Raw genomic sequence first — 26,427 nt, 5'->3', positions numbered from 1 at the left:
ACCCTTGTACCTGATAGAGATCTACAAGTCCGTGCAGGGTGAGTCGAGCTTCGCCGGCGTGCCGTGCATCTTCGTGCGCCTGGCCGGCTGCAACCTGCGCTGCTCGTGGTGCGACTCGGAGTACACCTTTACCGGCGGCTACAAGCTGACCCAGGACGAGGTGATGGCCGAGATCGAAAAGCTTGCGCCCGTGAAGCTGGTCGAGTTCACCGGTGGCGAGCCGTTGCTGCAGGAGCGCGAGGTGGTGCCGCTGATGCAGCGGCTGCTGGCCGCGGGCTACGAGCTGATGATCGAGACCAGCGGTGAGCGCCCGGTGGTGAACGTGCCCGAGGCCGTGCATAAGATCGTCGATGTGAAGTGCCCCGGCTCCGGCGAAGCGAATCGCTTTCACCGGCCGAATCTTGCCTCGCTCACCATGCGCGATGAGCTGAAGTTCGTCATCAGCGACCGCGCGGACTACGAGTATGCACGCGACTTCATCCGGACCAATTCGCTCGAGGGACGCGTGGGACAGCTGCTGCTCTCGCCTGCGTTCTCGAAGACGCCTTTGCCCGAGCGGTCGACGGCCAACGCTGTGCTCGATCCGCGTGAGCTGGTCCACTGGATGCTCGAGGATGGTCTCGACGCGCGGCTGAGCCTGCAGATTCACAAGTACATCTGGGAGCCACAGAAAAAAGGGGTTTAGCTGCTTCGCGCAGGGCGGGACTGGCCGTCCAGGCCTTTCGCCTTCGGCTGCTTCGCGCAGGGCGACTTGCCTTCGTCTTCCGCTCCCGCTGGTCGCGATCCGGGATTCGTCCGGTGGCCCCATTCGAGCCTGAAGCTGGCTTGGGTGGGAGAAGCGAACCCTTCACGATGCGTTCATGCTGTGAACCCCCATCTCGAACAGAACGAGATGCGAGGGACCCGGATTGCGGGCTGGTTTGGGACATTATGGTATCGTTACCATGTCCGGAGTTCTTCTATCGTTGAGCTCCTGCCTTGCTGTATCGCCTGGCGCGGCACGCTGCCGCCGCCGCCGGGGAAAGACTGTACCGGAGGAATCTGTCTGCCTATGAAGTCCCTGTCCTCGTTCACCTCGTCGCGCCGTAACTTTCTTAAATCCTCTTCGCTGGCTCTTGCCGCCACGGTTGCCGTTCCGGCTGCTGCGCCTACTGCAGCCCGTGCGGAAGGCTTGGGTGAGGGGCAGGACGATAGCATTGCTCCCTCCGGACGAGCCGGTTCTCTTGCCAGCCCGGTCACGCTGGTGAACATTCTGCAGGGCACCGACTCGACGCCTGCATTTTCGCGCGGCAACACGCTGCCCATCGCGACGCGCCCTTTCGGCATGGGCCACTGGACGCTCGAGTCCAATCCGCGCGGCACATGGATGTTCGCGCCTGCGGACCGCCGCCTGACCGGTTTCCGCTGTACGCATCAGCTCAGCCCGTGGCTTGGCGATTACGGCCATGCGGTCTTTCTGCCTTTCTCTGGAGAGGTCAGCGCCGATCCCGGTGGCCGCTCCAGTTCGTATCGCCTGGAGGATGCGAAGCTCTCGCCGCATACGATGGGCCTGCGCCTGATGCGCTATTCCATCGACACCGAGCTGCTGCCGACCGAGCGCTGCGCCATCATCACCGCGAAGTACGAGAAGAAGCAGACACGCGGCTTTATCTTCGATATCCCCACGCAGAAGGATGCTCCCGCGCCCACGGTGAAGCTTGGCAAGGAGACGAAGACCATTTCTTTCACCTCGACGGCGAACTCCGGCGGCGTGCAGGAAGGTTTCGCGACGTACTACGTGCTGAAGTTCTCTGCGCCCTGGGCCAACGCGGACGAGAAGGACGAGCAAGACCATCACACCGGCAAGGTTCTCTTCGCTGACGACGTGGAGGCGATCGAGGTGCGTATCGGTACGTCGTTCATTTCCTTCGAGCAGGCGGAGCGCAACATCCAGCTCGAGCTCGGCGACAAGACGCCGGATGCACTGCGCAAGGAGTCCGAAGAGGTATGGAACGGCTACCTGAAGCGCATCGAGATTGAAGGCGCGACGCACGAACAGCAGCAGACCTTCTACTCGTGCCTCTATCGCACGCTGCTGTTTCCGCGCATCTGGCATGAGCCGGATGCCGGCGGCAAGATGCAGCACCGCAGCGTATATAACGGCAAAGTCGTTCCGGGCCTGATGTACGCCGATCACGGCTACTGGGATGTTTATCGCGCCTGGTATCCGATGATGACGATTCTTTTCCCCGAGCGGCTGGGCGAGATTCTGCAGGCGTGGGTGAATGTGTACCAGGAAGGCGGATGGCTGCCGCAGTTTCCGTGTCCCGGCTATCGCGCCTGCATGACCGGCAGCCTGATCGACTCGCTCTTCGGCGAGGCGGCGGTGAAGAAGATCAAGGGCTTCGATCTGGAGACGGCTTACGCCGGGCTGAAGAAGCATGCGACGCAGCCGGGCAATCCGGACAAGGGCTATGGCCGCAGCGGCATCGAGTCTTACCTGCAGTACGGATACGATCCTGCCGATAAGGTCGGCCAGTCCGCCGCTGAAACCACCGACGCTGCCTACGGCGATTACTGTATCGCGCAGGTGGCCAAGGCCGTCGGCAAGACCGAGGACTACGAGATGTTCCTGAAGCGCTCGGAGAACTGGCGGCACATCTTCGACGCGCAGACAGGCTTTCTCCGTGGCAAGAAGTCGGACGGCAGCTGGCTCGAGCCCTTCGACGAGTTCACCTGGGGCGATCCTTACGTCGAAGGCGGTCCCTGGCAGCATCGCTGGGATGTGCCGCACAACATGCCTGCGCTCATCGAAGCATTGGGCGGCAAGGAGAAGGCGGTCGAGCTGCTCGAGACGATGATGACCCTGCCGCCGACCTTTAACACCGGCGTCTACGGCTATGAGATTCACGAGATGTCGGAGATGGCGGCGCTCAACCTGGGACAGCTGGCGCACAACAATCAGCCCGTACACCACGTGCTCGGTGTCTATGCCGATGCCGGCCGCCAGGATCGTCTCGCGCACTGGTCGCATCGCGTGATGAACGAGTGCTACTCGCCGAGCGGCTTCTCGGGCGATGAGGACACCGGCTCCATGGCTGCATGGTATGTGATGGCCGCGCTCGGTATCGTCACGCTGTGCCCGGGCAAGCCGGAGTACAAGCTGGGCAGCCCGCTGTTCGCAAAGGCCACAGTGCACCTGCCGGAAGGTAAGACGCTGGTGGTGGAGTCTGCCGCGCCGGAGGCGCACAAGACCACGCTGAACGGCAAGCCGCTCAGCGATGCGACGGTGGATCACTTCGAGCTGATCGCGGGTGGGAAGCTGCGGTTCTCGTAAGTGTCTAAGTTGGAGGAATCCCACGTCTCAGAATCGAGACGTGGGGCACCCGGCATTTCTTCTCTCTAGTTACTTGTCATCCTGATCGGAGCGTAGCGAAGTGGAGGGACCTGCGGTTTGCGCATACTGGCAAGAAAAAGGGTGCCCCATCCAAGCTTCGCTTGGGTGGGAGGGACCGGCTCTAGGTAGTTCTTCTTGCGACCAGGCGGAGAAACCGCAGGTCTCTCCACTGCGCGCGACGAGAAGGACGTCTCACTTCGGTCGAGATGACAGTCATTCATTATGAAGGCCCAGCGAGGAGCGGTAACTTTCAGCAGTTCCGCTACTGCGTAGCGCCCTTCTGCACATCGAGAAACTTGTTAAACGGGATGTCGTAGGGAAAGAAGTCGCGGCCGTCGGCGCTTTGTACGCGGCGGAAGGTGAGTTTCGCGTCGCGCAGCGGATTTCCGCCTAATCCTTCCATGTCGTAGAAGAGGAAGCCAGATTTTGTGCTGTGCGGCGGCACGGTGACGTCCTGGTACTCCAGCTCGTTGAAGTCTTTTTCAATTTTCGCGTCCGGCGTTTTCGGCTTGCCGCCCATCGGGGGCAGCGGCGCGGGCATGGGCACCTTGTGGCCGGTGTTGCTCACGTGGGTCATGCGCCGCTCCACGTCTTCGGGCTCGGCGGCGGGTACGCGGTCGTTGTTCGCGCTGATGAAGTCGATGCGCGCCTGCGCCAGTGAGATGGGCTTGTCGCCGTTGTTGGTGACGATGATGCGGATGGGCAGGAAGTCATTCTTCAGGTAGTCCACCCGGAAGTACTTCATTTGATCTTTTGTCTGGAAGGGCTCAGCGGCGATGACCACCTGTTCGTCGGCATGTGCGTCGTAGGCCGCGTATTTCGTCGCGTCCTGCGCGGGTGGAAGCGCATGCTGCGCCTGCATGAGCGGTGCGGTGAAAAACAGTGCGAGAAGAGAAAGAGAGAAAGAGCGCGGGCGCATGGCTTTGGGCACGATTATCATCTTCGCTGGAGACCCCGTAAAGCAGACGCAACCGGCAGTGCAAGAGTCGCACGCGCCGGGTGCGAAGTTGCGGAAAACAGGTAGAGTGGACCAGTAGGTAGACCCTGTCGAAGTGGAGTTGGTGAGCGGATGTTTCTGCTGTACAGCGTGGCGCTGACAATCGTTCTGCTGTTGAGCGCGCCCTTCTGGCTCCTCCGCATGGCCACCAGCGGTAAATACCGTGAGGGGCTCGGCGAGCGGCTCGGACGGATTCCGAAGCGTCTGCGCGCTCCCGCTCCGGGGCAGCCGGTGGTCTGGCTGCATGCCGTCTCCGTGGGCGAGACGCTGGCTGCCGGCAGTCTGATCCTTCGCCTGCGCTCAAGCCTGCCCGGTTATCGCATCGTCGTCTCCACCACCACGCGCACCGGCCAGAAGCTTGCCCGTGAGAAGTTCGGGGCCGACAGCGTTTTCTATTTCCCGCTTGATTTTGCGTTTGCCGTTCGCGCCTGGCTGCGATTTCTTCGTCCCCGGCTGATTGTTCTGCTGGAGTCGGAGTTCTGGCCGCGCATGCTCCACGAGTGCGGCAGGATGCACGTGCCCATCGCCGTCGTGAATGCTCGCATTTCGGACCGCTCCTGGCCGCGCTACCAGCGGCTGCGCTGGCTGTGGCGGCCGCTGCTTGCGCCCTTTGCGTTGACGCTCGCGCAGAGTGAGCAGGATGCCGAGCGCCTGATGGCGATCGGTGCCGGGCATGTCGAAGTTGCGGGCAATCTCAAGTTCGATATTCGGGTGAGGCAGGAGGCCAGTGTTACCACCGCGCTGCGCCGCGTACTCACGTCCGGCCAGCTCGTCGTGGTCTGCGGTTCCACGCTCGAGGGGGAAGAAGAGCTGTTGCTCAATGCTGTGCCTCCTGAGGCGATCGTGATTCTCGCGCCCCGCCATCCCGAGCGCTTCGCCACCGTCGCACAGCTGCTGCGCCGCCGCGATGCCCGCTGGATTCGCCGCTCGGAGTGGGTGACCGCGCCCAGTCCGCTGAAACCGGGAAGCGTGTTTCTGCTCGACTCCATCGGGGAGCTGGCCTCGGTCTATTCGCTGGCGACCATTGCCTTTGTCGGCGGCAGCCTGGTGCAGGCCGGGGGACACAATCCGCTGGAGCCGGCGCAGTTTGCAGTGCCGATCGTGATGGGACCGCATTATGAAAATTTCCGCGCCATAGTCGAGCTGCTTCGCTCGCTCGACGCCATCCGCGTTGCACCGGCCTCCACACTGAAGGCCATGCTGGCTGAGCTTCTCAGCTATCCCGACGAGGCTGCCGCCATGGGCGAACGTGCCCGCGCAATCTTCGATGCCGAGGCTGGCGGCACCGACCGCACACTGGCGCGCTTGCTGGCGCTTCTGGGAGAACGTGCCGGAGATGCGGCATGATTCTCGCTCCCCTGACTCCGCTTTACGCCGCAGCCGTGGCGGCGAAGAACCTGGCCTATGACCGGGGCTGGCGACAGGCGCATCATCTCGAGCAGCCGGTGCTGAGCGTCGGCAATCTTTCGACTGGCGGCTCGGGCAAGACGCCGTTTGTGCACTACCTCGCCGGCCTGGTGAAGCGGATGGGCCACCCGGTGGATGTTCTCTCCCGCGGTTACGGGCGTGCGACGAAGGGCGTTCTCCGTGTCGATCCGGGCGGCTCGGCCCGGGACTTCGGCGATGAGCCGCTGCTCTTAGCCCGCGCCGGGATTCCTGTCTATGTGGGCGCGGATCGCTACCAGGCTGGTCTTCTGGCGGAAAGTACGGCTCCGGCCATTCATCTGCTCGATGACGGTTTCCAGCACCGCCAACTGGCGCGTGACGCAGACATCGTGCTGGTGCATGCCACGGATTTCGCCAACCGTCTGCTGCCTGCCGGCCGTTTGCGTGAGCCGCTCTCCGCGTTGCGTCGCGCCTCGGTCGTTGTTCTGCGCCAGGAGGATGTTGCCCGCGAGGAGCAGATTCGTAACCTCGGCGTGACCTGCCCTGTCTGGATTCAGCGGCGCCATCTCTCGGCGCTGCCCGCTGGCCGGGCTCTTGCCTTTTGCGGGATTGCCCGGCCAGAGGAGTTCTTTGCCGGTCTCGAACGGAAGGGAGTAGAACTCGCCGCCACGCGCGCCTTTGCCGATCACCATCCCTATGCGGAGTCCGACCTCGACCAGCTTCTACGCCTTGCCGCGAGCAAAGGGGCCGATTTCTGCGTGACTACGGAAAAGGATGCCGTGCGTCTCGGGGATGCGTTCTGCGCGCGTATCCGCGCCCAGCTGCCGCTCGAGGTGCCGCGGCTCGAAGTCACCCTCACCGATGAGCCCGCTGCCGCCGAGTGGCTTACTTCCATTGTGAGAAAATAAGGCTTTGCCGAACAGAACAAAGCAGTTTCGAGTCCTCATTGTGCGTCTGGGCGCCATGGGCGACATTCTCCACTCCCTGCCTGCGGTCACCGCGCTCCGCCAGCGATATCCGGACTGGTATATGGGCTGGGCCGTGGAGCCGCAATGGACCGGTCTGCTCGCCGCTCCTGACTCCGATGTGCGAGGCATTTCTCAGCCCTTGGTGGATCGTCTGCACGTTGTGCCCGCCAAGCGCTGGGCCCGTGAGCCCTTTGCGCGCCGGACGTGGTCGGCGATCCGGGAGCTGCGGCGCGAGTTGCAGGACGCGCATTACGATGCCTGCCTCGATCTGCAGGGCGCCGTCCGTTCGGCCATGATTGGCCGCCTTGCCGGGACAGGACGCATCATCGGCGAAGACAAGCCCCGCGAAGCGGCTGCGCGCTGGCTCTTTCACGACCGTGTGCCCACCGAGGGCGTTCACGTCATCGAGCAGGCGGTCGAGGTTACAAGCCGCCTGGCGGGCGTGCCGCTGCCGGTTGTTCCACCCGCGCTGCCTGTCGATCCTGAGACGGAGCAGGCTGCGGACGCGTTTCGCCGTCCTTTCGTGCTGCTCAACCCCGGCGCAGGCTGGGGCGCCAAGCGCTGGCCTATCGAGCGCTATGCCGTGGTAGCCCACGCGTTGCATGCCGCCGGATACGGCATCGTCGTGAATCTTGGCCCTGGCGAAAAATTTCTGGGCAAGGAGCTGCGCGCCGCGGCTGGGGATTTCGTCCAATTGACGGAACCTTCGCTGACCGAGCTGATCGCGCTCACCCGCCGCTGCTCGCTGCTGATCGCCGGGGACACCGGCCCGCTGCATCTGGCCTCGGCGCTGGGGCGTCCGGTGGTCGGCATCTTTGGTCCCACCGATCCGGCGCGCAACGGCCCATTCGGCGGTCGTTTTCACGTGCTGCGCCATCCCGAGAGCCGCCGCGACCATACCCGCCGCGCCGAGCCCGAGTCGGGACTGCTTACGATTACCCCTGAGGCGGTCCTTGAGGCGGCTCTCGATTTGCTTGATGCTCGAAATAAGGAGAATCTCTGATGGCTGGCGGATGGAAAAAGATCGCCAAGCGTATTCGCGTCCCGCTCGGCTTTGCCTTTGCCCTCTTCTTCCTTTGGATGGCGCGGCCGACGTTGCCGTTCCTGGCACTGAGCCTCATCCTCGTTGTCCCCGGCGTCGCTCTGCGTGCCTATGCATCGGGCTACGTGAAGAAGAATGCTGAGCTCACCACGACTGGTCCCTACGGCTACACGCGCAATCCGCTCTACCTCGGCTCGATGATGATCGCCTTCGGCTTTGCGCTGGCTGCGCGCAGCGTGTGGATTGCGCTGGCGCTCGCCGCGCTCTTTGCCATCATCTACATCCCCGTCATTCAGGGCGAAGAGCAGTTCCTGCGCGGAGCTTTTCCGGGGTTCGACGATTATTGCCGCCGTGTGCCGCGTCTTTTCCCGCGACTTACGAGCGCTTCGAAGGAAAGCGCGGCGCCGGGCTTATTCTCGCCGGCTCTTTACAAAAAACACCGCGAGTACAATGCCCTTATAGGAGCCTTGGCCATCTATGCGGCCCTGGTCCTGCGCCTTTATCTTTCCCAGGCAGGCGTCATCCCCTCCGGCAGGTGAGAATCGATTTGATCCGTAGTCGTCGACTGCTTCCTCTTTTAGCTGGCCTGGCATGGTTTGCCGGAGCTCCAGCCCATTCGCAGCAGCCCGCTCCGCAGCTTCCACCGCCTCATGCCGGATACAGCTTTCCCGCGAAGCAGACCCTCAACTATGCGGTCGACTGGCGCGTTTTTCCCGCCGGTGTTGTGGCGTTTCATCTCGAGCAGGATGGCGACCTGCAGCGCGTCTCGGTGACGGCTGACACCATCGGCGCGGTGAACCTCATCTTCCGCGTCACCGACCGCTTTCAGTCCGCTTTCCATCGCTCCACGGGCTGCTCGGACAGCTTTTCGAAGCAGCTCATCGAAGGCCGCCGCCAGGTGAACAGCGAGCTGCACTTCGATTACACGCAGCACAAGGCATTCCAGAGCGAGACCAATCTCGTCTCGCGCATCACGCGGCATCAGGAAAGCTCCATCCCCGCGTGCGTGACAGACTCGCTCTCGGCGATTTTCTATGCCGCCTCCCAGCCGATGACCGTAGGCCAGAGCTTCCAGGTGCCGCTGGCCGATGCGATGAAGACCATCCCGGTGACCATGAAGGTCGAGGGCAGGGAAGAGATCAAGACCCCGGCCGGCACTTATCAGACGGTTCGCGTGGAGCCGACAGCCGATGCGGGCATCGTGAAGAACCGTGGCAATATCTGGATCTGGTACACGGACGACGATCGCCATCTGCCCGTGCAGATGCGCGCGCGCCTCTTCTGGGGCACGATCACCTTCCGCCTGACGTCGGTCGAGCAGAAGTAGAGGAAACAGATAGAGATGGGCTGCTCGAATCCGGGCAGCCCTTTGTCTTTTACTGGATTCGGTAGCGTTCGCGCATGAGCCGCTGCAGACGTGGCTTGTAGATCAGGTTGTAGGCCAGTTCCTTGTCCGGGAACATGGCGAGCGCCGCCTTGCGGCTGTCGGCAATCATCACCGCCGCCTCGTCCACGGTCAGGCTCTTGTCCTGCCCGATGACGGACATCACCAGGTCCATCATCATCTGCAGGCGGCGGAGCTTGCGCTCTTCTTGCACTTCGAGCTGAGAGTCGTACACCGCATCTGCGGCTGCTCCCGCATGCGAAGGGTTGGAAAGAGGTGCCGCACTTTCGATATCGCGTGAGCCCATGTACGAACGTTCCTCCTTGCGAGGCATCCTACTCTTTATCGACGCCGCTTCGAGCAAAAAGATTCGCCCGCGGTATCTAAGAGCCTGTTATGAACTTTCCCGCGGCGGTCGCTGGGAGCCAATTTTTCTGAGATCGAGCGGCGAGCGACGAAGAGGTCGGGAAAATTGGCCCCAGCCCCCTGAAAATGGATATTGGGGGTTGCGGGGAAAATCGGCCCATACTTCGTTGTCGTCCTCGCCTTGGAATCGCCAATGTCTTCGTCCTCCGTCTCGTCTCCCACCCCACGGACCAGGACCTGTCCGTGGGGACCCCGGTCTGGGCCGATTTTCCCGCGCAACGCCGCTCGCGCGAAAGTTCATAACAGGCTCTGAGTGGTCGCCCCACCGCGTATGGCACTCAGGGCCAGTTGCCGGGTGCGACTCCCTTGCCGTCAAGATAAAAGCTCGTCATCCCGGTCAGTTCTGTTAGCCGCGTGCCCACATCTGCTTCCGCGAGCCGCTCCAGCACTTCGCGCCGGGGATGGCCGTAGAAATTCCGTCTCCCGACAGAGATCACCGCCCAGTCTGGAGCTACGGCGGCAAGAAACGCCGGCGTCGTCGAGGTGATGCTGCCGTGGTGCCCCACTTTCAGCAGAGTAGAGCGCAGACCGCCTTCGGCTTCCATCGCTGCCTCGGTGCGCGCCTCGGCATCGCCCTCGAGCAGCGCGGATGTCGCACCATAGGCCAATCGCAGCACCAGGGAATCGTCGTTCGAGGCGACTGTGCCCGGCTGATAGCTGGCCGCAGGCCACAGCACCTGTACGCTTGCGCCGCCGAAGTTCCACGCATCGCCGGCTGCGTGGGCAAGGATGTGTGTGTCTGCCGCATGCGCGGCGCGCAGCACGCGGTCATAGGCCGCGCTCTCGGGGTTCCGCCCTACCCACAGCTCGCGCGGATGGAAGTTCGCAATCACCGCTGCCATGCCGCCGATGTGATCGAGATGCGCGTGCGTGATGGCGACCGCATCCAGCTGCCGGATGCCGCGTGCCCACAGAGCAGGCGAGACGACATCCTCACCCACCTCGAAATTCGAGTCAGGCGAGGTACCGACGAGACCGCCCGCGTCGACGAGCAGCGTGCGGCCCTTAGGCGAGACAATCAGCAGCGCATCCCCCTGGCCCACGTCGAACGCTGTGATTTCGAGCACGCCTGCGTGGCGTTGCACTGCGGGAGGCAACAGGAGGATCGCCACGGCGGCGGCCAATGCCGCTACTGTCATCTGCAACGCGAAACGCCGGCGCAGCCTGGATGCAACGATCGCCGCGAGGCACAGCGCCATCCATGCAGCGATGGTCCATCCTGCCGGATCGGGACAACGCATCTCGGCCGCGCGAAGATGCGAGGCAAGGCCGACAATCGCCGTTGCCAGGTGCAACAGCGCTGCTGTGGCTGCTCCGGGAAGCCATGCCCATGCTGGCCGCAATAACGCCGCTGCGAAAGTTGCGAGCGCGCACGGCAGCAGCAATCCCAGCAGAGGCACGATGAGGAGATTTACCGGCAGCCCCAGCACGGTTACGCGATGAAAGTACGTCACCATCGGCAGCATCATCAGCACTTCGATGCTGCACGTGACCGCCATCAGCTCGCACGCGCCGATGGCCATCCGCAGCAGGCGCGGCAGCAGCCGCAAGGTGAGGAAAGCGCCGGTGAGCGGAAGCAGGTGTTCCTGCAGCAACCGCAGACTGACACGGAATTGCGCAATGCGCGGCGAAAGCGAAGGGTCGATGCGCACCTCGCCGAGATTGCGCAGCGCGCCCCGATAGGGCTCGAGCGTGCGCTCCAGTACCGGCCTCGCCACGCCTGCGACTGCAATCACCGTCAGCAGCGTCATCTGCATGCCCGCGTCGAAGAGATCGTTGGGCGCGGCGATGAGCAGCAGCAGCGCGACCAGCCCCAGCGCATTCATCGGCCGCCGCTCGCGCCATAGCAACCCGGCGGCGAGATAGACGAGCACCATGCCCAGCGAGCGCTCGACCGGATGTCCGAATCCGGTGAAGACCGCATAGGCTGTTGCGGCCGCCGCCGTGATTGCGGCGGTTGCGATACGTCCTGCGCGCAATCGGCGAGCCAGCGTGAAGATCAGCCCGGCGAAGATGGCCAGGTGCAGTCCGGAGACGACCAGCAGGTGAAAGGTTCCCGTTCGCTCGAAGCCTACGCGCAGGCTATGCCGCAGGTAGGTCCGGTCGCCGGTGACCATGGCGGTGAGCATCGCCGCGTCTTCGCCGGAGAGCCGCAGCCACGCCGGCAGCCGTGCCGCATGCGGGTCCGATGCGAGCGCCAGCACGGCCGCGCTGGCCCGCTCCTGCATCTGGCCCAGGCGGCAGCGCAGCATCGCCCGCCAGCCGGGACGGCTCACGCCAACGACTGTGAGGGCTGTTGTCTTCGCACTGGCCAGCGCTCCGATGCCCTGCGAGAGTAGATACTCGCCCGCATCCCATACCCCTGGATCGCCGAAATGCTCTTCCTCATGCATCGCGATTCGCGCCGTCACACGCTCGCCGCATGCGAATTGCGGAAAGCTCGCATCTGCAGGGGCGAAGATGCCCAGCCGCACTCCTGCTGCCTGACGCGCAAGATCTTCGCCATCCATATGCATGATCTGCAGGTCGATCCGCTGTCCGCGCTCTTCGGTGAGCGCATGGGAGAAGAGTCCGGCCGACTCGCTGACGCGCACCGGTCCCAGCCGCGTCACGACACCATCGACTGTATGCAGCTGATGGTCTGCGAACTGTCGCAACGCCGCTTGACGGTCGGGCCGCGGTGCCACGGTGATCGCAAATGCTCCGAGGATGGCGTATACCAGCAGCGCCGATGGCCATGCCAGCCGCGGTGCGCGTCCATTTGCCACGATTGCGGTGACAAATGCCAGTGCGAGCGCGAGGAAAAGCAGTCCGGCGAAGAACTGCAGCCGGTGCCCCAGCCACAGACCGAAGACAAAGGCCATCGCTGCCGGAAGCATCGGTGCGGCATGCATCTCGAAAGAATGAGGAACTCGCGGCGCACGCCCACGGCGACGTCTCCGTGTGGATGCTGCCGGTGCGGGAGTGGTAAGAGTGGCGGCCATGCGCAGCCTCGGCCGCGCATGTGCTACTTCCTGCTGAGCTTCACAATGCTTTCCATGTGAAAGGTCTCGGGGAACATGTCCACCATGTGCAGGCGCTCGAGCGAGTAGCCCGAGTCTAGCAGTGATTTCACGTCACGGGACAAAGTCGCCGGATCGCAGGAAACGTAGGTAATGTGCCGCGGACCGATCTTGCCCAGCAGGGAAGTCACGTCCTTGCCCAGCCCCGCGCGCGGCGGATCGACGACCACCAGGTCCGGAGTCTTTTCCTTGCGCGCGGCCGCCCCGCGCAGGAAATCGAGCGTCGATGCCTTTACGGTGCGCTGTGCTTTGCCTTGAAGATTGCGGCGCAGGTCGGCGCTGGAACTCGGCGCGGACTCCACTGCCGTCACCCGCTCGAAGCGCTCGCCGAGCGCCTGCGCGAAGAGGCCGACACCGGCATAAAGATCCCAGGCCGAGCCGCTACTCCTATCGGCGGTCACCAGCTCGACCATCGGATCGATCAGGTAGCGATTCACCTGGAAGAATGAGCCCAGGCTCACTCCGTACTCACGCCCCGCAGCGTGATAGGCAAAGCCCGGTTCGCCGGCAGCGGTGAGCAGCCGGCTCGCATGCTTGCCGCGCTCGGAAGAAAATACCGCTGCACCCAGGCATCCGGGCAGCGCCTCTTCGAGCATCGGCCACAGCCGCGCAAAGGCTGCGCGCGCATCGTCTTCGGCCCACAGGGAAATCAGCAGCGCATCGCCGTTGGTGAAGAGCTCAATTTCTGTGAAGTTCTGCGATAGTCCCCATGCCTCGCTGTTCGCGTTCAGCGTCAGGATGGCTTCAACAAGCAGAGGCGCTGCGATCGGGCAGCTCGCAATGGCCAGTGTCTCATGCGAGCCGCGCTTGCGATAACCGAGCTGTCCTGTCTGCGTGTCGATATGCAGGCGCACGCGGTTGCGATAACCCAGCGGTTCGCCGCTCAGGACCTCAATCTCCGGCAATCCACCCGATCGCTCCGCCACCTTCGCCCGCTCGAACGATTCGCGCAGAATGTCGCACTTCATGGCCAGCTGCGCCGCATAAGTGGCGTGCTGATAATGGCAGCCGCCGCAGATGCTGAAGTGCGCACACGGCGGGGTGGTGCGATCGGGCGATGTGGTGATGATGGCTTCGAGCTCGGTTTCCGCATAGCTGCCGCGATCGCTTGCGATCCGTGCCTCGACCACTTCGCCGGGCAGCGTGAAGGGCACAAACACGGCCTTGCCCTCATGCCGCGCCAGCCCGGCGCCGCCGTAGATCGCCTTTTCGATCATGAGCTTCATCCCTGCCTCATGTAGAACAGGCTAAGCCTTGGCAGACGATAACGCTCGAACAATCGCTTGTGCAGGAACTGCTGCTCTACCTGCTTGATCTGTGCGGCCTGCATGCGCGCCTTGTACGGCGCGAGCTCGCGTTCGCTCTCGGTGCGCAGCGTCACCAGTTCCTCTTCCGGAGCGGTGGCCATCAGTGCGCTGAGCAGCTTCTCTTCCATCACCAGCAGGCGTCGATCCAGCTCTTCGAGATTGGGCTGAGATGCCAGCGCCTCTTCCGCCAGCGAGTTGAGGCTGGTTATATTCGTTGCGGCCAGCTCCGCTGCCACGCTGGTGAGGCGAGCCTGTCCCAGCTCCTGCGCGCACTCGCGCAAGTGTGCGGCGATGCGCTCCTGTTCGAAGCCCGGTGCTGCCGATTCGGCATCCGCTTCCTGCTTCGCCGCGCCGGTCGCGGCTTCCTTCATCTCTTCGACGGCTTCCATGATGGCCTGCGAGCAGTATGCAAGGCCATTCACGCGGCGGACGCGGGTCTTCGCGGCGCGTGCGTCAAATTTGTCGAAGGAGGTATCGATGCCGCGCAACACGGCCTCGAGCGGAATGCCGGCTTCGCGCCAGGTCTCGATCAGCGCCCAGTCAAGCGTCGAGAGCAGCAGCAGCGATCCACGCCGCCGCTGGAAGTGCACTTCGATCTCGGTGAAGTAGTTGAAATAATTCTGCACCGTCAGCGTCCTGCAGCCGGTTTCTTCTGCGCGCGCGATTGCCGCTCATAAATGATGCGGAGTCCTTCGAGCGTCAGCGTGTCGTCCACGTGCTTGATGAACTTGGACTCGCCCGCGATCAGGTTGGCCAGGCCGCCTGTGGCTACGCACACCGTATCGTCGCCCAGCTCTGCGATCATGCGCGCGAGGATGCTGTCGACCAGCCCGATATGTCCGTAGAAGAGCCCGATCTGCAGGTTATCCACGGTGTTTGTTCCGATGACCTTTGCCGGCTTCTTGATCTCCACGCGCGGCAGGCGCGCGGCGCGTGCGAACAATGCTTCAGCGGAGATGTTCAGACCCGGCGCGATGGCGCCGCCAAGGAATTCGCCCTTGCGCGAGATCACGTCGAAGTTGGTCGCCGTGCCGAAGTCCACCACGATGCACGGGCCGCCGTACTTCTCGAATGCGCCCACGCAGTTGGCTACGCGGTCCGCGCCTACTTCGCTCGGATTGTCGGTGAGGATGGGCAGGCCGGTCTTCACGCCGGGCTCGATGAAGACCGGCTTCTGCTTGAAGTAGCGCTCGCAGAACTGGCGCAGAATCCAGTCGATGGGCGGCACGACCGAAGCGATGATGATGCCGGTGATCGCCGCGCTGTCCACGCCTTCGCCCTGCAGCAGGTTGCGGATGAGGATGCCATACTCGTCGGCCGTCTGCTGATGGCGCGTGCTGATGCGCCAGGTCATGCGCAGCTCGCCGGGGTTGCCGTCTGTGAGCGGATAGAGCGCGATCACCGTATTCGTATTGTTGACGTTTAACGTGAGAAGCATCGGTTATCGCGAGCCTTTCTGTTCGCGCACACCGCCAGAAAGTACGGTGCGCAATCCGTTTGCCGTGCGGATCTGCAGGAAGCCGCGCGGGTCGAGACCTTCGGTTACGCCTTCCATTCCCGGCTGGTTTTCTACATAGACCTGCTTGCCGCGCACCCAGGATGAAGCCCGCTCGAGCCGCCGCAGAATCTCCTGCTGTGCTTCGCTGGTCGATATCGTTAGCGCATTCACTTCGCGGTCGATGGCTTTCAGGAGCAGCGCCAGCAGCTCCTGCCGGGGCCAGTCGCGGCCTGTCTCGATATGCAGTGAGGTTGCCAGGTCTTTGAGCTCGTCTGGAAATGCAGGCTGGTGCACATTGATGCCGATGCCGATGACGAGATAGCGCACGCGCGTGACTTCGGCATTTAACTCGGTAAGTATTCCCGAGAACTTGCGCTTGCCGAAGAGCAGGTCATTGGGCCAGCGCAGGTCGGCTTCGAGCGAAGTAAGTGCGCGGATCGCATCATGCACGGCGAGGCCTGCGGCCAGCGACATCCACAGCACATCGGCCGGAGCCAGCTGCGGCCGCAGCAGCACGCTTACGTAAAGACCGGAGCCCGGAGGCGAAGCCCATGCATGTGCGCCGCGTCCGCGCCCGGCCGTTTGCTCGTCAGCAAAGTAAACCGTGCCATCCTCAGCACCTGCTTCGCCCTGCGCCATGGCATGCGTGCTGGTGGAGTGGATGGTCGGAAAGAACTCAAGCTTGCCCGCGAAGCGCGTGCCCGCCAGCGCATGATCGAGCGCCGGCAGGTCGAATGCAGAGGACTCCACGGCTAGTAAATCTCCGCCGTGATGCGCATGCTCAGGTCCACGGCCACGGCCGAGTGCGTGAGCGCGCCCACCGAGATGTAGTCCACGCCGGCCAGCGCATACTTGCGGATATTCTCGATGGTGATGCCGCCTGAAGCCTCTGTGGGGATCGACACGCCGCGCTCTTTCTCAAAAGCGCGGACGATACCCACGGCCTTCTTTACCTGCGCGGGCGTCATGTTATCGATCAGCAGGGATTCCGCGCCGTTTTCGAGCGCGATATTCAGCTCGTCGAAGGTGCGCACTTCAATGTCGATCACCTGCCCGGGCTGGCGCAGCTCGCGTGCGCGCTTCAGCACCGTTTCCACGCCGCCGCCGAGCGAGATGTGGTTGTTCTTGATCAGGATGCCGTCGGAGAGATCGAGGCGGTGATTCTCGCCGCCGCCGCAGCGCACCGCGTACTTGTCGAGCAGGCGCAGGCCGGGCACGGTCTTGCGCGTGTCCAGTACCTTGGCGTTCGTGCCCTTGATCGCGTCCGCATATTCACGCGTGGCCGTGGCGATGCCGCTCATGCGCTGCATCAGGTTCAGGATCACGCGCTCGCAGGCAAGAATGACGCGGGCGTTGTGACGGATGACCGCCAGCGCCTGGCCCTTCTTCACGCGCACGCCGTCGAACATCTCCGGATGGCTGATGACCTCGTAGCGGCCGCTTGCTTTCTTATCGAGCCGCGAGAAGATGTCGAGGAAGCGGGGAATCGAACCCAGCCCGCTGATCACGCAGTCCTGCTTGGCGATCACCGTGGCCGAGGCGCGCAGCTTCGGGTCCACGGTGATTGCGGTCGTAATGTCGTTGGTCGCCTTGTCCTCGACCAGCGCCTGCTCCAGGATGGCTTCGAGTTTCTTGCTCTTCCAGTCCATTCGTCGTGTCCCGTCGGCCTCTCGCGCTTAGCAGGCCAGCTCTGCCAGTGCCGCCCGCGTCTTCTCGAGCAGCCCTGTTACCTCGGCGAACCGCTTGCGCAGCCCGTCCACCACGTGCGCCGGAGCCTTTGCCATAAAGGCCTCGTTGCCCAGTTGCCGCTGGCCGTTCTCGTGCTCTTTCTCGAGACGGGCCAGCTCCTTCTTGAGACGCTCACACTCTACCGCAGGATCGATCTTTTTCTCATAGACCACCTGCACGTCAAACTCTGGCGTGGAGCGGATGCCGCTGCCTTCGAGCTTCGTCTCAGGGAATTCGATGCCGGAGACGCGGGCGAGACGCTCGACAATCTGCGCATTCGGTTCGATACGCGCGCGTATTTCGGCATTGCACGCAACGCGTAGCGGCACCTGCGCACGCTCTTCCACCGCCAGGTCCTTGCGGCTGGCGCGAACGGAGACGATGAGCGTCTGCAGGGTAATCATCTCCTGCTCTACCGAGCTGTCCAGCGCTTCGTCAAGAGCCTGCGGATAGCGCGACAGCGCGATGGAGTGCGCCGGCGGGCGGCCTTCGTAGAGGGCATGCCACAGCTCTTCGGTGAGGAAAGGCATGAACGGCGAGAGCAGGCGCAGCGCAGCCTCGAAGGTCGAGAGCTGGGTGCCGAGCGCGGCTTTCGCCGCCTGCCGATCGGCTCCTTCGCTGAAGTCCAGGCGCAGCTTTACGATTTCGAGATACCAGTCGCAGAAGTCGCCCCAGAAGAACTGATAGACCAGGTTCGCGGCTTCGTGAAAACGATAGTTGCTGAGCGCCTGGTTCACTTCTTCGGCGGTGCGGTTCAGGCGCGAGACGATCCAGCGCGCTTCCAGCGGCGCTGTCTCTTCCGGCCCGAGTGAATTGGCCAGCGAATGCGGATCGATGTGGATGCCGGCCTCGGCTGCGCGTCCCACATTCATGAAGACCAGCCGCGCCGCGTTCCAGATCTTGTTCGCGAAGGCGCGATAGCCCTCGGTGCGGGCTTCGCTGAAGGCGATATCGGTGCCGGGCGAGGCCATGGACGCGAGCGTGAAGCGCACCGCATCGGTGCCGTACTTCTCCACGATCTCGATCGGGTCGATCACGTTGCCCTTGGTCTTCGACATCTTTTGGCGGTCGGCATCGCGCACCAGCGCGTGGATGTAGACCTCGCGGAAGGGCACGGCATTCTTCAGCTCACGCTTTGCACCATTGGCCTCGGGCACTTCGAGCATGAAGTGGCAGCCGAGCATGATCATGCGCGCTACCCAGAAAAAGAGGATGTCGAAGCCGGTCAGCAGCAGCGATGTCGGATAGAAGGCTGTCATGTCTGCTGTAGGATTGCCGTCTTTCGTGGGCCATCCAAACACAGACACGGGCAGCAGACCTGAGGAGAACCATGTGTCGAGCACGTCGGTTTCCTGCGTCAGCTCCGTTGAGCCGCACTTCGCGCAGGCCTTCGGCGTCTCGCGCGCCACGTTCACTTCCTTGCAGGTACCGCAGTGCCACGCGGGAATGCGATGGCCCCACCAGAGCTGGCGCGAGATGCACCAGTCGTGGATGTTCGTCATCCACTCCAGGTAGGTCTTCTCGTACATCTCCGGTGTAAAGCGGATGGCTTTCTTGCCGTTCTCATCCGCCTTCACCGCAGCAATCGCGGATTCGGCGAGCGTGGGCCCACCGTGATTCGGCTTCTTGCTTACGGCCACGAACCACTGCGTGGAGAGACGCGGCTCGACCACCGCGCCCGAGCGCTGGCTCAGGCCGATGGCCATGTTGTGATCCTTCACGTCGACCAGCAGGCCAAGCTCGCGCAGGTCTTCGACGATCTTTTCGCGGGCGGCATAGCGGTCCATGCCGTGATAGGGCGAGCCCGGCAGGTCGATCTTCGCCGTCTCGTCCATGATGGTGATCTGCGGCAGGTTGTGGCGCTGGCCAATCTCGTAGTCGTTCGGATCGTGCGCCGGCGTCACCTTCACCGCGCCGGTGCCGAACTCGGGGTTGGCCCAGTTGTCGGCGAGAATCGGAATTTCGCGCTCAGGCTGGCCGTTGACGGCGCTCAGCGGCAGGCGCAGCAGCTTGCCCTGCAGCGCGAGATAGCGTTCGTCGGCGGGATTTACCACCACGGCCACGTCGCCCAGCATGGTCTCGGGACGGGTCGTCGCGATGACGATCGAGCCTGAGCCATCGGCCAGCGGATAGCGCACGTGGTAGATCTTGCCCACGCGCTCTTCGTGCGTCACTTCGAGATCGGACACCGCGGTCTGCTGAATCGGGTCCCAGTTCACGATGTAGTTGCCGCGATAGATGAGCCCCTGCTCGTAGAGGCGCACGAAGGCTTCCTTCACCGCGATGGAGAGGTTCTCATCCATGGTGAAGTACTCGCGCGACCAGTCCACGCTCGCGCCGAGCCGCTTCATCTGCTCGAGAATTGCGCCGCCGTAGTGCTGCTTCCACTGCCACACGCGGTCGACGAAGGCCTCGCGGCCCAGAGTCTTGCGGTGCGTGCCCTCGGCGATGAGCTGCTTCTCCACCATCATCTGCGTGGCGATGCCGGCGTGATCGGTGCCGGGCAGCCACAGCGTCGGGTCGCCCAGCATGCGGTGCCAGCGGGAGAGAATGTCCATCTCCGTCTGGTTGAGCATGTGGCCCATGTGCAGACGGCCAGTCACGTTCGGCGGCGGCAGCAGGATGGTGAAGGGAGTGCTGCCGGCCAGCTTCTCGGCCGGGGGCGCATCAAACAGCTTCTCGTCCACCCAGTAGGCGGCCCAGCGATCTTCAATCGCTGTCGGGTCGTAGGCTTTGGCTAATTCTTCTGGCATTTCAAGGAGTCCAATTCTTCACGATAAAGCATTTCATAAGCCGATGTTGCCGCAGGCAGCGATTCCCACTGCCGGATCGCGACCATCGGAGCGGAGGCCGAAGGCGATTCGCCCTATACGAAATAGAAGAGGGGCCGCGCTTGGCGGCCCCTCCGGTTTGCAGCAACTGCGATGAGGTTTAGAAGGGGTTGAGCTTGTCCAGGCCCTTCTTCTTCTTGTGCTTGCTCGAAGACTCCTCGCTGCTGTCATAGGGCGCCTTCTTGTTGGTGGTCTTCTTCTTGGCCGAGGTGCCGGTATTGACCTGGGCATGCGTCGGGTTCTTTACGTCGTTGATCTGGTTCGGAGCTGCAGCCGGTGCGTCGACGGCCGGCAGCGGCTTGCTCTCAACCGGCTTGACTCCGGAGACGGCAGGCGAATCCTTCGGACCATTTACCACCGCATCAGGCGAAGCTTCGCTCGTCGGGTGGGAGACAGCGTTCGGATCGTAGCCATTGCCGACGGCATTGCTGGCCGGGGCTTCTCCGCTGCCTGTACCCGCAGGCTCGTCGCTGCGCGGAGCTGTCGTGGCGCCGGTCGGTGCGGAGCCGTCGCTCGGTACTTCCACGGTCACCGTGCTGCCCGCGCTGCCGCCCGCATCGGGAACGGTCTCGAGCTTGAGGCCTCCGGCTGTTGCTGCCGGCGGCGGGGCGCTGGCAGGCGTGCCGTTGGCAAGTGCCGTGGCCGTCGCATCCTGACCCTGTGCATTCACACCGGGCAGAGGCTGGTTGCGGATTGCCGCGGTGAACATGGCTACCGTTTGCTTCTGCACCTCAGGCGCGTTCGTCTGCGGCGGATCGGTGAGCGTCGGCTCGCCCACGCGGGCTGCCTGTATCGTCGAGGGGCCATGCTTGACCAGCAGAAGCGCGCGGTCGCGGAGCTTTACGTTGGTACGGCTGGCTTCCTCCGCTTCGCTCTCGGCCAACTGCTGCTGCGTCGGGTCTGGCACAAGACGGCCCAGCGCGATCAGGCGATCCTTGGCATCTTCGACGTGCGGCGCCATGGGGTAGCGCAGGACGACGCGTTCCCAGGCTGCTCCGGCGCGGTCGTTGTAGATCTTCACCAGCTTGGCTTTTGCCGCGGGAGGAATATTCAGCCGGCTGGCGATGTGCGCCTGTGTCGCATAGGCGTCGCCCAGCATGATCAGCGTCATGTCCGAGTGGCTGAAGAGCGGATAGCTGTCGGCCACGGTCTGCAGACGGGCGATGGTCGCCGGCCAGTTTTCGTGCCCGAAGTAGAAGCTGCCGATCTCGTACTGCCGCTGCGCCAGAACTTCCTGCACTTCGCGGAGGCGCTGCTTGGCGCGGGGAACCAGGGGCGAATCGGGGAAATCCTGCAGCATCGTCCGATATTCACGCTCGGCGTGCTCGGCGTTTTGCGGATCGCGATCCGGCTTTTCCATCTGCTGGAAGTAGATGTCGCCGACCTTCATCTGGGCTTCGGCAGCTTCCGGCGTATTCGGGAAGAAGGTGATGAAGTCCTTGTATTCGTTCTCGGCCTGCTGCAGGGCAGCCGAGCCGCCTTCCTTGTACCAGGTGTCGCCGATGGCCAGCTTGGCGCGCATCGCGTACTCGGTTTCCGGATAGGTGTTCAGCAGGGTCTGCAGGTCGAGACGGGCCACGTCGAACTTGCCCTTCTTGAGCGCCAGCATCGCCTTGTCGAACAGCTCCTTATCCGGCTGCTTCGATTTCACATCGGCCAGCGGATTGGCGCTGAGGTCCGTCTGCTTCTTCTTTTTCTTGCCGAGAGCATGCGCCGAGGGCAGCAGCATGAGGCAAAGGCCTGCGACGGCAATCTGGTTAACAACGCGATTCATAACACCCCTAAAATCCCCGCTGGGCTATTTCTTTTGGGCGCGCCCCGCGGCTTACTCCGCTTTTCGCCCCCTGCTGCTGAAACCTGAAGCTTCTGCTACGACTTAAACCTGTAAACGTACTTCGTTCCGGACCCGCTCTTCGGCCTGCTTTGCCATTTCCAGCAGTTCGCGGGCATTCTGCTCCGCGCGGCCGCCGTTGAACACAGCACTCCCGGCCACCAGTAGTTCCGCTCCTGCTTCGACGACCATGGCGATGGTGTCGTGAGCAACGCCACCATCGACCTCGATCCGGTAACTGAGGCCGAGCTCCTGCCGGAGCTCCTTGAGCTGGCGTATCTTATTGAGGGAATAGGGAATAAAGTTCTGTCCGCCGAATCCTGGGTTCACGCTCATCACCAGCACATGGTGCACCATGCCGAGAATCGGGATCAGCAGCTCGACCGGTGTCGCCGGATTGATCACCACGCCCGGCTTCATGCCGTGCTGCTCGATCAGCTGCAGCGACCGGTGGAGGTGCGGGCAGGCCTCATAGTGGACGCTCATCCAGTTGATGCCCGCCTCGGCAAAGGCCGGCACGAACTCATCCGGGTTCGTGACCATCATGTGGCAGTCCAGCGGCAGGTGCGTCACCTTGCGCAGGCTCTTCACCACGGGAATGCCCAGCGACAGGTTGGGCACAAAATGCCCGTCCATCACATCCACATGGATGACGGTGCCCCCGCCGCGCTCCGCGGCCTGGACATCTTCACCCAGACGGGCGAAGTCAGCGGAAAGAATCGATGGAAGTAGCTCGACCAAGATGACACAAGTTTAGCAGCCGGGGGTGAAATTGGGCTCCCGGCAGGATGAGAATTTGCACTCTACGGGTAGGCTGGTCTCGCCAACCCTAGCCATGCTGCCAAAGCGAGTTTATCTCGACGCCTGTGCTTTGAATCGTCTGACGGATGATCAGAGCCAGCTTCGGATTCAGGTAGAATCCGAGGCTGTTCAGCAGATATTTCGCCTTTTCTCGCAAGGTACCGCTCTCTGGATCGCGAGTTCCGTCTTGGAGATGGAAACTGCCCGGAATCCGTATCCGGACCGAAGGGAATATGCTTATCTCGCGCTGTCCATGGCTTCAGAGCGTATCCGGCCCTCCTCTTCTACCATCGAGCGTGCGAAGACCCTGGAGAGCATCGGTTACGGAGCATTCGACGCGCTGCACCTGGCTTGTGCCGAGCAGGCGGAAGCCGATGTTCTGATTACAACGGATGATCGGTTCCTCCGGCAGGCAGGACGAGGGCTTGGATTTCCCGCGATCGAGGTCGCGAATCCGATAAACTGGATAAGGAGGCATTCCTGATGGTTCCTCTCGAGCGAATGTCCGACCAGGAGTTCGAGCAGCACGCTTTCGGTATACTCAAGCGGGAGCTGGGGGCCTACGGGCTGGCCAGATTCCTCCATCTTTACCGTTCCGGCAACGGCGATTACACTCGCGATCGCGGTCAATGGCTCGAAGGCCTTACCGTCGAGGAAATTGCCCGTCAGCTTGAGCCGCGCGATTAAAGCAGAATCAGGACAGATATACCCGTCTGGCACATGCTCTCCGTGGCCTTTTCCTCAAGAAAAGGCCACCTGTATCCACTCAGCATGGACACAGTTGTCCTGATTCAGCTTTCGCGGGGCTCGCCCGCCGTTTCTGTCCCTGCCCGGTAGACCCGCGAAATTGCCCGCAGGAGCGCCCGTTTCGGCAGACCGCCATCTTCGTCGGCGAAGCAGACCTCGCCCACCCGCCGCGCCTGCGGCCGGAAATACCACCGGCTGAAGAGGCAGAGCTGGTCGGCTGTCTGCTGCGTGCCGCCTCTGTTCTCAGCCAGCTGCCGGCGCAGCTCGCCGAGCGCCGTCTCCAGCCGCTCCTCCAATACATCGCGGGAGGCTAGCTGAACCGCCGCCCCGCCGCTTTCGCCCAGGGGAACGGCCTGCAGCGCCATCGGCTGCGCGAAGAGCGAAGAGGAGCCGGACTGCTCGTTCTGGTGGCGCATCCCGGCGACCGAATAGGGCACCGGCCCGGCCAGGCAGCCCTTTTCGAGCAGAAACAACGCTACCTGTTCCGCCTCTCCGTCCAGAAAGGGCTGGATGACCAGTGCCCGTAGTTTCGCCAGCGGGTGCACCACAGCCGGTATCCATGCCGCGGCCGCTTCTGCCTTCGTCACCCTGCTATGGAGTTCCGCCGCCCGCTCGAAATCCAGCTTGGCCGAGGCGGTATCCCGTTCAGCCTCGAGCTTTTTCCTCAGGCTTTCGCCACGCGTAGCCAGATAATCCCGCACGGCGGCTGACTCTTCCGCATAGCGGGCATCGGTGCAGCCCTGGAAGCACGGCGCGAGGCACTTCTTCATCTCCGAATACACGCAGCCGGGAAAGGCCGGATCGGGATGAAGCTCATCGGTGCAGCGGCGCAGCAGGAAGAGGTTGAGCATCGCTTCGAGCGCCGTTTCGGCAGAATTCCTGGAAGGAAACGGTCCGAAAAGATTGTCGCCCGCGCCTTTGGTGATGCGGTTGGTCACGTAAACCCGCGGGTAGGCGTTCTCCATCGCCATGCGGAGAAAGATCGGCGGCCGCAGTTTCAGCCGCTTCCGCGCCCGGTCGCCGAAGGTTGCAAACGAGGCACGGTAGAGCACCAGCCACGATTCGAAATCCGAGCCGGTGACGCAGTATTCGATCCGTCGTACGGCCTCGGCCAGACGCAGCCGCTTCGATTGCTCCGGCTTCGGGTCCAGCAGTCTGCGCAGCCGCCGCCGGAGATTCGGCGTCCGGCTCAGGTATGGCTCTGCCCGCTCATCCGCACCGAAGAGCGCGAAGACGCCTGCGGCTTCCGGAATCCTCTGCCACTGTGGGTCGCGCGCCTCGAAATTCAGCTGTTGCGCCAGCATCGCTACTCTCCGGCGATGGTCATGCCGTCGATGCGCAGCGTGGGCGAAGCCACCGATCCGCGAAAGACCAGGTCGCTGCCGATGGCGGTGATGTTGCGGAACATCTCCTTGAGGTTCCCGGCGATGGTGATCTCCTGCACCGGGAAAGTCAGCTCGCCGTTCTCGATCCAGAGACCGGATGCGCCGCGTGAGTAGTCGCCGGTGACCATGTTTACGCCCTGGCCGATCAGTTCCGTCACGTAGAGGCCGGTGGGGATGTCCTTGAGCAATGCATCCGGCGTCAGCGATCCGGCTTCGAGGAAAAGATTGCCGTGCCCGGTGCCGGGATTGCCTGCAAGGCCGCGCGAGGCCGAACCGGTGCTCTTCATGCCCAGCTTGCGCCCCGTGTAGGTGTTCAGCATGTAGTGTTTGAGCACGCCGTTTTCTACCAGCACTGTTCGCCGCGAAGGCAGCCCCTCGCCATCGAAGGGGGAAGTTCCGAAGCCACCGACGATGGTTCCGTCGTCAACGACCGTGACCGACTCCGCCGCGACCTGTTCGCCCAGCATGCCGGTAAAGAACGAGGCTCCGCGATAGATGGCATCGCCGCTGGCCGCATCGAAGATGGCCCCGATCAGTCCCCGTGCCACTTCGGGCGAAAAGACAATCGGCACTTGTTGCGTCTTCACGCGGCGGCCGTCGAGCCGGCGCAGCGTTCGCCGCGCGGCCGTCTCGCCGACAGATTCCGGTGTCTCCAGGCCGTTGAGGGAGCGGGCATAGGTGTACCAGTAGTCGCGCTGCATCTCGCCTGCGCTGCCGGTAGCAATCGGGCTACAGGAGATGGAGCACGACGAGGCGCGGTATTCGCCTGAAAAGCCGCGCGAGTTGGCGAAGGCCTTGCGCCCGGTTCCGGCGTCGAAGCTCCCTCCTGCCGAGTTGGTGATGCGCGTGTCGACGGCCAGCGAAGCCGCTTCGGCCCGCCGCGCATAGGCGATGCGCTCGGCCGTCGGCAGCTCATAGACATCCTCGTGGAAGAGCTCGAGGTCGTCCGGGAGCGATCCGAATTCGGAGGCTTCGGCGAGCCCGGCAAAGGGGTCCTCGGAGCTCACTTTCGCCAGCGCCAGTGCGCCGTTCACCAGATGGGCAATGCCCTCGGGAGTGAAGTCGCTGGTCGAGGTGCTGGCGGTGCGGTAGCCGTTGTCGGAGGCTACCAGCACGCGCAGTCCCACGCCGCGCGAGCCAGCTTCCTTGAGCGTCTCCACCTCGCCCATGCGTACTGAGACAGAGAACTCATCGCCCTCCCGCACGGTCACTTCGGCATCGGAGGCGCCGGCCTTCTGGGCCTGGCGGACAATCTCGGTGGCAATCTGTTCAAGGCTGGCGGATACGGCAGTTGGCATCCCGTCTATCTTACTGCGCGCGAGATTCGACAATCACATCACAGGTACGAGGACACCTTCTGCTTGAGCAGCGTCACCAGTGCTTCGTCCATGTAGTCGTACTTGTCGGGAATGCTGAGCACGACGATCCGGCGGGTTTTGAGCAGTGGGCCAAACTTCGCATTCAGCCTGCGTTTATGCACGGCTTCCATGGCAAAGATAAGGTCGGCCCACTCGACCAGATCGGCTGAAACCAGGTTCTCGGCATCGGGATTGGTTCCGGCAGAGGCTGTCTCGATACCCGGATAGGCCGAGAACAGCTCTTCTGCCGTTGGACTTCGCAGCCGGTTGCGGCTGCAGATAAATAAGACGTTCATTCCT

The 26,427-nt window shown here is 63.1% G+C and carries 23 protein-coding genes; 9 read left to right on the top strand and 14 right to left on the bottom strand.

Annotation, left to right across the window (positions count from 1 at the left end):
- Positions 1–4 precede the first annotated feature (4 nt).
- Both ESZ00_RS04010 and ESZ00_RS04005 read left to right on the top strand, forming a co-directional pair.
- Positions 5–685, top strand: a complete 681-nt coding sequence (locus tag ESZ00_RS04010) for a 7-carboxy-7-deazaguanine synthase QueE (protein ID WP_129206877.1) — start codon at positions 5–7, stop codon at positions 683–685.
- A 366-nt stretch (positions 686–1,051) separates the two neighbouring features.
- Positions 1,052–3,316, top strand: coding sequence for a GH92 family glycosyl hydrolase (locus tag ESZ00_RS04005; RefSeq protein ID WP_129206876.1), 2,265 nt, complete (start codon positions 1,052–1,054; stop codon positions 3,314–3,316).
- Between the two features lie 322 nt (positions 3,317–3,638).
- Here ESZ00_RS04005 and ESZ00_RS04000 read toward each other — a convergent pair whose 3' ends face one another.
- Positions 3,639–4,307: a hypothetical protein gene (locus tag ESZ00_RS04000; RefSeq protein ID WP_129206875.1), complete on the bottom strand. Its 669-nt coding sequence runs from the start codon at positions 4,305–4,307 to the stop codon at positions 3,639–3,641.
- A gap of 138 nt (positions 4,308–4,445) precedes the next feature.
- Here ESZ00_RS04000 and ESZ00_RS03995 point away from each other — a divergent pair, with 138 nt between their 5' ends.
- The 5 genes from ESZ00_RS03995 to ESZ00_RS03975 are packed head-to-tail and all read left to right on the top strand — an operon-like array spanning position 4,446 to position 9,096.
- Positions 4,446–5,720 carry a 3-deoxy-D-manno-octulosonic acid transferase gene (locus ESZ00_RS03995; protein WP_129206874.1) on the top strand — a complete coding sequence of 425 codons (1,275 nt, stop codon included), beginning with the start codon at positions 4,446–4,448 and terminating at the stop codon, positions 5,718–5,720.
- Entirely contained in the window at positions 5,717–6,667 is a 951-nt protein-coding gene (gene lpxK / locus ESZ00_RS03990) for a tetraacyldisaccharide 4'-kinase (RefSeq protein WP_129206873.1), read from the top strand. The genes ESZ00_RS03995 and lpxK overlap by 4 nt, the downstream gene beginning before the upstream one ends.
- A 4-nt stretch (positions 6,668–6,671) precedes the next feature.
- Positions 6,672–7,730 (top strand): glycosyltransferase family 9 protein, encoded by a 1,059-nt coding sequence (locus tag ESZ00_RS03985; RefSeq protein WP_229740939.1) that lies wholly within the window; start codon positions 6,672–6,674, stop codon positions 7,728–7,730.
- Positions 7,730–8,308 (top strand): methyltransferase family protein, encoded by a 579-nt coding sequence (locus ESZ00_RS03980; protein WP_129206872.1) that lies wholly within the window; start codon positions 7,730–7,732, stop codon positions 8,306–8,308. The genes ESZ00_RS03985 and ESZ00_RS03980 overlap by 1 nt, the downstream gene beginning before the upstream one ends.
- 8 nt (positions 8,309–8,316) lie before the next feature.
- Positions 8,317–9,096 carry a DUF3108 domain-containing protein gene (locus ESZ00_RS03975; protein ID WP_229740938.1) on the top strand — a complete coding sequence of 260 codons (780 nt, stop codon included), beginning with the start codon at positions 8,317–8,319 and terminating at the stop codon, positions 9,094–9,096.
- 49 nt (positions 9,097–9,145) lie between these two features.
- Here ESZ00_RS03975 and ESZ00_RS03970 read toward each other — a convergent pair whose 3' ends face one another.
- The 10 genes from ESZ00_RS03970 to rpe all read right to left on the bottom strand — a co-directional run bounded on the left by ESZ00_RS03970 (position 9,146) and on the right by rpe (position 22,577).
- Positions 9,146–9,460: a hypothetical protein gene (locus ESZ00_RS03970; RefSeq protein WP_229740937.1), complete on the bottom strand. Its 315-nt coding sequence runs from the start codon at positions 9,458–9,460 to the stop codon at positions 9,146–9,148.
- Between the two features lie 397 nt (positions 9,461–9,857).
- On the bottom strand, positions 9,858–12,458 hold the full coding sequence (locus ESZ00_RS03965; protein WP_164981336.1) for a ComEC/Rec2 family competence protein: 2,601 nt from the start codon (positions 12,456–12,458) through the stop codon (positions 9,858–9,860).
- Positions 12,459–12,586: 128 nt separating this feature from the next.
- Positions 12,587–13,867 (bottom strand): class I SAM-dependent RNA methyltransferase, encoded by a 1,281-nt coding sequence (locus ESZ00_RS03960; protein WP_129206870.1) that lies wholly within the window; start codon positions 13,865–13,867, stop codon positions 12,587–12,589.
- On the bottom strand, positions 13,864–14,574 hold the full coding sequence (locus tag ESZ00_RS03955; RefSeq protein ID WP_129206869.1) for a hypothetical protein: 711 nt from the start codon (positions 14,572–14,574) through the stop codon (positions 13,864–13,866). The genes ESZ00_RS03960 and ESZ00_RS03955 overlap by 4 nt, the downstream gene beginning before the upstream one ends.
- Positions 14,575–14,576: 2 nt before the next feature.
- Positions 14,577–15,386, bottom strand: coding sequence for a type III pantothenate kinase (locus ESZ00_RS03950; protein WP_129206868.1), 810 nt, complete (start codon positions 15,384–15,386; stop codon positions 14,577–14,579).
- A 3-nt stretch (positions 15,387–15,389) separates the two neighbouring features.
- Complete coding sequence (locus ESZ00_RS03945; protein ID WP_129206867.1) at positions 15,390–16,196, bottom strand: biotin--[acetyl-CoA-carboxylase] ligase; 807 nt, start codon at positions 16,194–16,196, stop codon at positions 15,390–15,392.
- A 2-nt stretch (positions 16,197–16,198) separates the two neighbouring features.
- Complete coding sequence (nadC, locus tag ESZ00_RS03940; protein WP_129206866.1) at positions 16,199–17,095, bottom strand: carboxylating nicotinate-nucleotide diphosphorylase; 897 nt, start codon at positions 17,093–17,095, stop codon at positions 16,199–16,201.
- 27 nt (positions 17,096–17,122) lie between these two features.
- Complete coding sequence (locus ESZ00_RS03935) at positions 17,123–19,927, bottom strand: valine--tRNA ligase (RefSeq protein WP_129206865.1); 2,805 nt, start codon at positions 19,925–19,927, stop codon at positions 17,123–17,125.
- 178 nt (positions 19,928–20,105) lie between these two features.
- On the bottom strand, positions 20,106–21,779 hold the full coding sequence (locus ESZ00_RS03930; protein ID WP_129206864.1) for an outer membrane protein assembly factor BamD: 1,674 nt from the start codon (positions 21,777–21,779) through the stop codon (positions 20,106–20,108).
- A gap of 102 nt (positions 21,780–21,881) precedes the next feature.
- Positions 21,882–22,577, bottom strand: coding sequence for a ribulose-phosphate 3-epimerase (gene rpe / locus ESZ00_RS03925; RefSeq protein ID WP_129206863.1), 696 nt, complete (start codon positions 22,575–22,577; stop codon positions 21,882–21,884).
- A 25-nt stretch (positions 22,578–22,602) separates the two neighbouring features.
- Between rpe and ESZ00_RS03920 the strand changes: the two genes are divergently transcribed.
- Together ESZ00_RS03920 and ESZ00_RS03915 are read left to right on the top strand one after the other, a co-directional pair.
- Positions 22,603–23,121 (top strand): type II toxin-antitoxin system VapC family toxin, encoded by a 519-nt coding sequence (locus ESZ00_RS03920; RefSeq protein WP_129206862.1) that lies wholly within the window; start codon positions 22,603–22,605, stop codon positions 23,119–23,121.
- Positions 23,121–23,324, top strand: coding sequence for a hypothetical protein (locus ESZ00_RS03915; RefSeq protein ID WP_204520149.1), 204 nt, complete (start codon positions 23,121–23,123; stop codon positions 23,322–23,324). Before ESZ00_RS03920 ends, ESZ00_RS03915 begins: the two co-directional genes overlap by 1 nt.
- Positions 23,325–23,428: 104 nt before the next feature.
- Here the strand turns inward: ESZ00_RS03915 and ESZ00_RS03910 are convergent, their stop codons facing one another.
- Genes ESZ00_RS03910 through ESZ00_RS03900 form a run of 3 tightly spaced genes read right to left on the bottom strand, consistent with a single transcriptional unit; the run spans position 23,429 to position 26,423 of the window.
- Entirely contained in the window at positions 23,429–24,688 is a 1,260-nt protein-coding gene (locus ESZ00_RS03910; RefSeq protein WP_129206861.1) for a UvrB/UvrC motif-containing protein, read from the bottom strand.
- A 2-nt stretch (positions 24,689–24,690) separates the two neighbouring features.
- Complete coding sequence (locus tag ESZ00_RS03905; RefSeq protein ID WP_129206860.1) at positions 24,691–26,067, bottom strand: TldD/PmbA family protein; 1,377 nt, start codon at positions 26,065–26,067, stop codon at positions 24,691–24,693.
- A gap of 38 nt (positions 26,068–26,105) precedes the next feature.
- A complete protein-coding gene (locus ESZ00_RS03900) occupies positions 26,106–26,423 on the bottom strand; it encodes a low molecular weight protein tyrosine phosphatase family protein (RefSeq protein ID WP_129206859.1) in 318 nt (105 codons plus the stop codon).
- Positions 26,424–26,427 lie beyond the last annotated feature (4 nt).

Source organism: Silvibacterium dinghuense (assembly GCF_004123295.1).
Taxonomy (GTDB): domain Bacteria; phylum Acidobacteriota; class Terriglobia; order Terriglobales; family Acidobacteriaceae; genus Silvibacterium; species Silvibacterium dinghuense.
Note: the sequence above shows the minus strand (reverse complement) of the source record. Positions and strands in the feature narration are given on the sequence as shown.

Coding starts and splice junctions, on each gene's coding strand:
- ESZ00_RS04005 (WP_129206876.1), top strand. CDS start 1,052: ATGAAGTCCCTGTCCTCGTTCACCTCGTCGCGCCGTAACTTTCTTAAA.
- ESZ00_RS03995 (WP_129206874.1), top strand. CDS start 4,446: ATGTTTCTGCTGTACAGCGTGGCGCTGACAATCGTTCTGCTGTTGAGC.
- lpxK (WP_129206873.1), top strand. CDS start 5,717: ATGATTCTCGCTCCCCTGACTCCGCTTTACGCCGCAGCCGTGGCGGCG.
- ESZ00_RS03980 (WP_129206872.1), top strand. CDS start 7,730: ATGGCTGGCGGATGGAAAAAGATCGCCAAGCGTATTCGCGTCCCGCTC.
- ESZ00_RS03970 (WP_229740937.1), bottom strand. CDS start 9,460: ATGGGCTCACGCGATATCGAAAGTGCGGCACCTCTTTCCAACCCTTCG.
- ESZ00_RS03965 (WP_164981336.1), bottom strand. CDS start 12,458: ATGCTTCCGGCAGCGATGGCCTTTGTCTTCGGTCTGTGGCTGGGGCAC.
- ESZ00_RS03960 (WP_129206870.1), bottom strand. CDS start 13,867: ATGAAGCTCATGATCGAAAAGGCGATCTACGGCGGCGCCGGGCTGGCG.
- ESZ00_RS03950 (WP_129206868.1), bottom strand. CDS start 15,386: ATGCTTCTCACGTTAAACGTCAACAATACGAATACGGTGATCGCGCTC.
- nadC (WP_129206866.1), bottom strand. CDS start 17,095: ATGGACTGGAAGAGCAAGAAACTCGAAGCCATCCTGGAGCAGGCGCTG.
- ESZ00_RS03935 (WP_129206865.1), bottom strand. CDS start 19,927: ATGCCAGAAGAATTAGCCAAAGCCTACGACCCGACAGCGATTGAAGAT.
- ESZ00_RS03930 (WP_129206864.1), bottom strand. CDS start 21,779: ATGAATCGCGTTGTTAACCAGATTGCCGTCGCAGGCCTTTGCCTCATG.
- ESZ00_RS03915 (WP_204520149.1), top strand. CDS start 23,121: ATGGTTCCTCTCGAGCGAATGTCCGACCAGGAGTTCGAGCAGCACGCT.
- ESZ00_RS03910 (WP_129206861.1), bottom strand. CDS start 24,688: ATGCTGGCGCAACAGCTGAATTTCGAGGCGCGCGACCCACAGTGGCAG.
- ESZ00_RS03905 (WP_129206860.1), bottom strand. CDS start 26,067: ATGCCAACTGCCGTATCCGCCAGCCTTGAACAGATTGCCACCGAGATT.
- ESZ00_RS03900 (WP_129206859.1), bottom strand. CDS start 26,423: ATGAACGTCTTATTTATCTGCAGCCGCAACCGGCTGCGAAGTCCAACG.